This window comes from Phenylobacterium sp. (assembly GCF_028290885.1).
GTDB lineage: Bacteria > Pseudomonadota > Alphaproteobacteria > Caulobacterales > Caulobacteraceae > Phenylobacterium.
The window spans coordinates 1-4,884 of the sequence record NZ_JAQGIZ010000103.1 but is presented as its reverse complement, the minus strand read 5'-3'; the positions used below and the strand labels follow the sequence as shown (position 1 = coordinate 4,884).

5 protein-coding genes and 1 pseudogene are annotated in these 4,884 nt (G+C 69.8%); 4 read left to right on the top strand and 2 right to left on the bottom strand.

Annotation, left to right across the window (positions count from 1 at the left end):
* The 3 genes and pseudogenes from JWP28_RS07360 to JWP28_RS07350 all read left to right on the top strand — a co-directional run.
* A pseudogene (locus tag JWP28_RS07360) lies at positions 1–795 on the top strand (agmatine deiminase family protein); the annotation flags it as partial.
* Positions 795–1,673: an N-carbamoylputrescine amidase gene (gene aguB, locus JWP28_RS07355; protein WP_299541613.1), complete on the top strand. Its 879-nt coding sequence runs from the start codon at positions 795–797 to the stop codon at positions 1,671–1,673. The pseudogene JWP28_RS07360 and the gene aguB, both read left to right, overlap by 1 nt.
* A gap of 7 nt (positions 1,674–1,680) precedes the next feature.
* Positions 1,681–2,217: a GNAT family N-acetyltransferase gene (locus tag JWP28_RS07350; RefSeq protein ID WP_299541611.1), complete on the top strand. Its 537-nt coding sequence runs from the start codon at positions 1,681–1,683 to the stop codon at positions 2,215–2,217.
* 39 nt (positions 2,218–2,256) lie between these two features.
* On the opposite strand, the gene JWP28_RS07345 is transcribed toward JWP28_RS07350, so the two are convergent.
* Both JWP28_RS07345 and JWP28_RS07340 read right to left on the bottom strand, forming a co-directional pair.
* Entirely contained in the window at positions 2,257–2,991 is a 735-nt protein-coding gene (locus JWP28_RS07345; protein ID WP_299541610.1) for a phosphatase PAP2 family protein, read from the bottom strand.
* 31 nt (positions 2,992–3,022) lie between these two features.
* Positions 3,023–3,913 carry a MaoC/PaaZ C-terminal domain-containing protein gene (locus JWP28_RS07340; RefSeq protein WP_299541608.1) on the bottom strand — a complete coding sequence of 297 codons (891 nt, stop codon included), beginning with the start codon at positions 3,911–3,913 and terminating at the stop codon, positions 3,023–3,025.
* A gap of 219 nt (positions 3,914–4,132) precedes the next feature.
* Here JWP28_RS07340 and JWP28_RS07335 point away from each other — a divergent pair.
* On the top strand, positions 4,133–4,884 hold a 752-nt coding region (locus tag JWP28_RS07335), incomplete at its 3' end, for a SapC family protein (RefSeq protein ID WP_299541606.1).

Genomic DNA, 4,884 nt, shown 5'->3' with positions numbered 1-4,884 from the left:
GCCGGGATCGAAATCGTGGCCGGCGCCTTCGGCGGCATCTGGCTGCGGGTCACCGGACCGTTCTTCGCGGTGGGGCCCTAGGGGCCGCAGGCGCAGGGCTGTCGCTTCAACGGCTGGGGCGGCAAGTACGCGCTCGAGCACGACGACACCGTGGCGGGGCAGATCGCCCGGGCCTCCGGCGCGCCGCTGGCGGAGCACGACTTCATCCTGGAGGGCGGAGCGGTCGACCACGACGGCGAGGGCACGGTGCTGACCACCAGCCGGTGCGTGCTGAATCCCAACCGCAATCCGGGCTGGACGGAGGCGGTTGCCGAGGCCGCGCTGGCCGAGGCGCTGGGCGCGAAGAAGGTGCTGTGGCTGGGCGAGGGCCTCGCCAACGACCACACCGATGGCCACGTGGACAACCTGGCGCGCTTCGTGGCGCCGGGCGTCGTCGCCTGCCCGGTGGCCTGGGGGCGGGGAGACCCGAACGCCGGCGCCTACGACGACGCCGCCCGGCGGCTCTCGGCCATGACCGACGCGGCGGGCCGCCGGCTGAAGGTGATGCGCATCCCCTCGCCGGGCTGGATTGACAATGTGTCCGGCGGGAGCGGCCCGGCGCCGGCCAGCCACATGAACTTCCTGATCGCCAACGGCGCGGTGATCGTGCCCATCTATGCGGCGCAGCCCGGCGCGCTGGCGGCGCAGGCCCTGGAGCACCTGTTCCCGGGCCGGGCGGTGATCGGCCTGCCGTCGCGCGCCATCCTCACCGGCGGCGGATCCTTCCACTGCATCACCCAGCAGGAGCCCGCCTGATGACCCGCAAGATCGCGATAGCGGCCATCCAGGCGAGCTACGGCCTGGACCTGGGCGCCAACATCGCGCGGACCGCCGAGCTAATCCGCGAGGCGGCGGGCCAGGGCGCGCAGGTCGTCCTGCCGCCGGAGCTGTTCCAGGGCCCATATTTCTGCGTCGCCCAGGAAGAGCGCTGGTTCAAGCAAGCTTATCCATGGAGGGAGCATCCCTGCGTCACCGCGCTGGCGCCGCTGGCCCAGGAGCTCGGCGTGGTGCTGCCGATCTCGATCTTTGAGCGCGAGGGGCCTCATTATTTCAACAGCCTGGTGATGGCCGACGCCGATGGATCGCTACTCGGCGTCTACCGCAAGAGCCACATCCCCGACGGGCCGGGCTATATGGAGAAGTACTACTTCCGCCCCGGCGACACCGGCTTCCGGGTCTGGGATACCCGCTTCGGCCGGCTCGGCGTCGGCATCTGCTGGGACCAGTGGTATCCGGAAGCGGCGCGGGCCATGGCGCTGATGGGCGCCGAGATGCTGTTCTACCCCACCGCCATCGGCTCGGAGCCGCACGATGCGACCCTGGACACCGCCGCGCCCTGGCGTCGCGCCATGCAGGGCCATGCGGTCTCCAACGTGATCCCCGTGGTCGGAGCAAACCGCACGGGCTTCGAACCCTGGGCGGACTATCCGAACGGCGGCCAGCTGTTCTACGGCTCCAGCTTCATCTCCGATCACCGCGGCGACCTGGCCGCGGCCTTCGGGCGCGAGGACGAGGGCGTGCTCCTCGCCGAGTTCGACCTGGATTTCCTTAGCGTCCACCGCGCCGCCTGGGGCTTCTTCCGCGACCGCCGGCCTGACCTCTACGGCGCGCTGACCCAGGGCCGGCCCCAATGAGGCCGCGGTGCTGATCGAGACCGACCGGCTGATCCTGCGCCCGCCGGAAGACCGCGACCGCGACGCCCTGGCGGCGATCAACGGCGATCCGCGGGTGGGCGATTGGCTCGCCGCGACCATGACCCGCGAAGAAAACGACGCCATGATCGACCGCGTCAACGCCCACATCGGCCAGCACGGCTGGGGCTTCTGGGCCGTTGAGCGCAAGGCCGACGCGACGATCATCGGTATGGCCGGGCTGATCGCCATGCCTGCGGAAATGCCGCCGGGACCGGCGGTCGAGGTCGGCTGGCGGCTCTCGCCGGAGACCTGGGGTCACGGCTACGCAACCGAGGCCGGCAGGGCGGCCGTGGCCTGGGCGTTCGCAGAACTGAAGCCGCCCGAGGTCATCGCCATCACCGCGCGTAGCAACCTGCGCTCGCAGGCGGTGATGCGGCGGATCGGCATGATCCCGGAGCCCTGGCGCGACTTCGACCATCCAAAGCTCGCGGAGGATCATCCTCTGCGCGCGCACGTGGTGTTCGCGATGAAACGGCCGGGGTAGCCTCTCCCCCGGCGAAGCTGCGCTCGGGAGAGAGGCGGATCAGCTGCAGCCGCTCGGCGCCGGCGTCCCATGCGCCTTCGCCAGCTCGGCCTTGGCCGCCGCGAAGTCCGCGCGGAAGGCGGGGTCGGCGTGTTCGCGGGCGACCATGGCCGCGCCGAGCGTTCGGCCGGCTTCCACGTCGGACGGGTAGTGGACGCCGCAGATCACCCGGCTGTCGCCGATCTCGCGCCCGGCTTCCAGGAGGGCCGACGCCTTGGCGGGCGCGAGCTCGCCCAGCACCAGCCCCCAGGCCCAGCCCGCCATGGCGTGGCCGGACGGGTAGGAGGCGTTGGTGGACATCCAGGCCTCGCGCTTGATGCAGACGGGCCGATCGTCGCCGATGAGCGGGCGGGTGCGGTTGTAGTGGTCCTTGGGCGGCGTGCCGACCGTGCGGGCGTCGATCTCGATCCGCCGCAGCAGACGGTAGGTCTTGGGTAGGGCGGTCGCGTCGATCGGCGCGCCCAGCGCGCAGGCGTAGCGCTCCAGCGCCCCGCCGTTCCAAAGGTCGTTATCCTTGGCCGCCTGGGTCCAGCGCGCCGAGCCCGCCAGGCCGCGCGTCTCCAGATAGACGGTCCGGTCGGCCTTGCCGCGCGGCGAGTCCGGCGCCGGCGGCGGTCCGATTACCGCCTGGCCGTCGATGTCGCCGGCCGTGAGGTAGCCGGTGAGCTTCGCGGGCGTCGGCGCGGCGCCCAGCAACAGGACGGCCGCGCCGGCCGCGAACAGGGATCGGATCAAAACAACTCCGCCGGCTTACGAGTTTGGGACGTCAGGACCGCAGAACGGTCTTGCCGTTCTTGATCACCGTCGCATTGCGCTCCTTAACGCGGGCTTCGAAGGAGATCACCTGGCCGTCCTTCCAGAGGTCGACAGTAATCGTGTCGCCGGGGAACACCGGGGCGGAGAACCGCGCCTGGTGGCTCAGGATCTGGTCGGGGTCGTAGCCGGTGATCGCCTGCAGGACGGCGCGGCAGGTGATGCCGTAGGTGCACAGGCCGTGCAGGATCGGCCGCGGGAAGCCGGAGCGCTTAGCGCTCTCAGGGTCCGAATGCAGCGGATTGCGGTCGCCGTTCAGGCGGTACAGCAGGGCCTGGTCCTCGCGGGTCGCGATGTCGACGGAGAGGTCGGCCTTGCGCGACGGGATCTCGTGAGGCTCAGGCTGACCCTCGGAGGGGCCGCCGAAGCCCCCGTCGCCGCGGGCGAAGGTCGAACCGGTCAGGGTAGCGACCTTCTCGCCGGCCTCGTCGGTCCAGATGGTCTCATTGATGATGACGGCGCCCTTGTCCTTGCCCTTGTCGAAGGCCCCGATGGTGCGGCCCTGGGCGGTGAAGGTCCCGCTGGTCGGCAGCGGCCGGTGCAGCTCCACCTTCTGCTCGCCGTGCACCACCATCAGGAAGTTGATCTGGCTGGGCCGATGGCCGGGCTTCTGCCCCACCTCGTCGGCGCCCCTGGCCGGACGTCCGCCGGCAGAGGCCAGCACGGTGGCGGCGGTGGGGACCACCTTCAGGCCCTTCTCGTAGACGAATGGCAGCTCGTCCTCGTTCATCGGGTCGCGGCCGAGGCCGACGCCCAGCGCATAGAGCATCACGTCCTTGTCGCCGTAGGTGAAGGTGCGCGCGGCGGTCTTCTGATCGAGGATGTCCGGGTAAAAGATGGGCACGAATATTCCTCCGACTTATGGGTTGGCTCTTGCGGCCGTTCGACTATGCCGGCGATCAAAGCCCCTCGCCCCCAGAGGCGCAAGTGCGGGGCGCAAGTGCGGGGCGCAAGCGGCCAGCGGACGCATTTGCGGGCCCGGGCCTGATCGGCTAGAAGCGGCGACTTCCCGTGGAGAGCGCTGTTCGCCCCTGCGGTTTCCTGGATTCACCGAAGGCGCTTCATGACGACCACCGCCCCGCCCGGCCTCGGCCAGATCACCGGCAACGTCCTCTTCTATTCGCAGCCGGAGCCGCTCTCGTCCGAGCTGCACGGCAAGATGGGCGTCAAGAGCATGGACGGCCCCTTCGGCTTCGCCAAGGCGGGCCACGCGGTCCCGCTGACGGTCGGCGAGTTCCCGCTGGCCGCGGTGACCGGCCCGATCATCTTCGTGGGCGACGACAAGCTGCCGATCGCTGTGATGGGCCTGAACGCCGGCGACAACATGTTCCTGCGCGACGACGGCCTGTTCGAGCCGGGCGTCTACATCCCCGCCTACATCCGCCGCTACCCGTTCGTGTTCGCCAACGACGATAGCGCCAAGCAGATGGTGCTGTGCATCGACCGCGCGGCCGAATTCGTGGTCGACAAGGATATCGACCAGCCGTTCTTCGAGGCCGACGGCCAGCCCAGCCAGTACACCAAGAACTGCATCGAGTTCTGCAACAACTTCGAGATCGAGCGGCAGCGCACGGAGAGCTTCGTCCAGATCTTGAAGGACCTCGACCTGTTCGAGACCAAGATCGCCAGCTTCACGCCGACCAACGCCGACGGCACCCAGGGCGAGCCGCAGAAGATCGCCGAGTACTTCGGGGTCTCGGAGGAAAAGCTGAACGCCCTGCCGGCCGACAAGCTGGTGGAGATCCGCAGCAACGGCGCGCTCGCCCAGATCTACGCCCACCTGCTGTCGCTGGTCGGCTGGGACCGGCTGGTGGC

What these genes read in the sequence shown, in the direction of transcription:
- aguB (WP_299541613.1), top strand. Translation starts at nt 795, where the DNA reads ATGACCCGCAAGATCGCGATAGCGGCCATCCAGGCGAGCTACGGCCTG.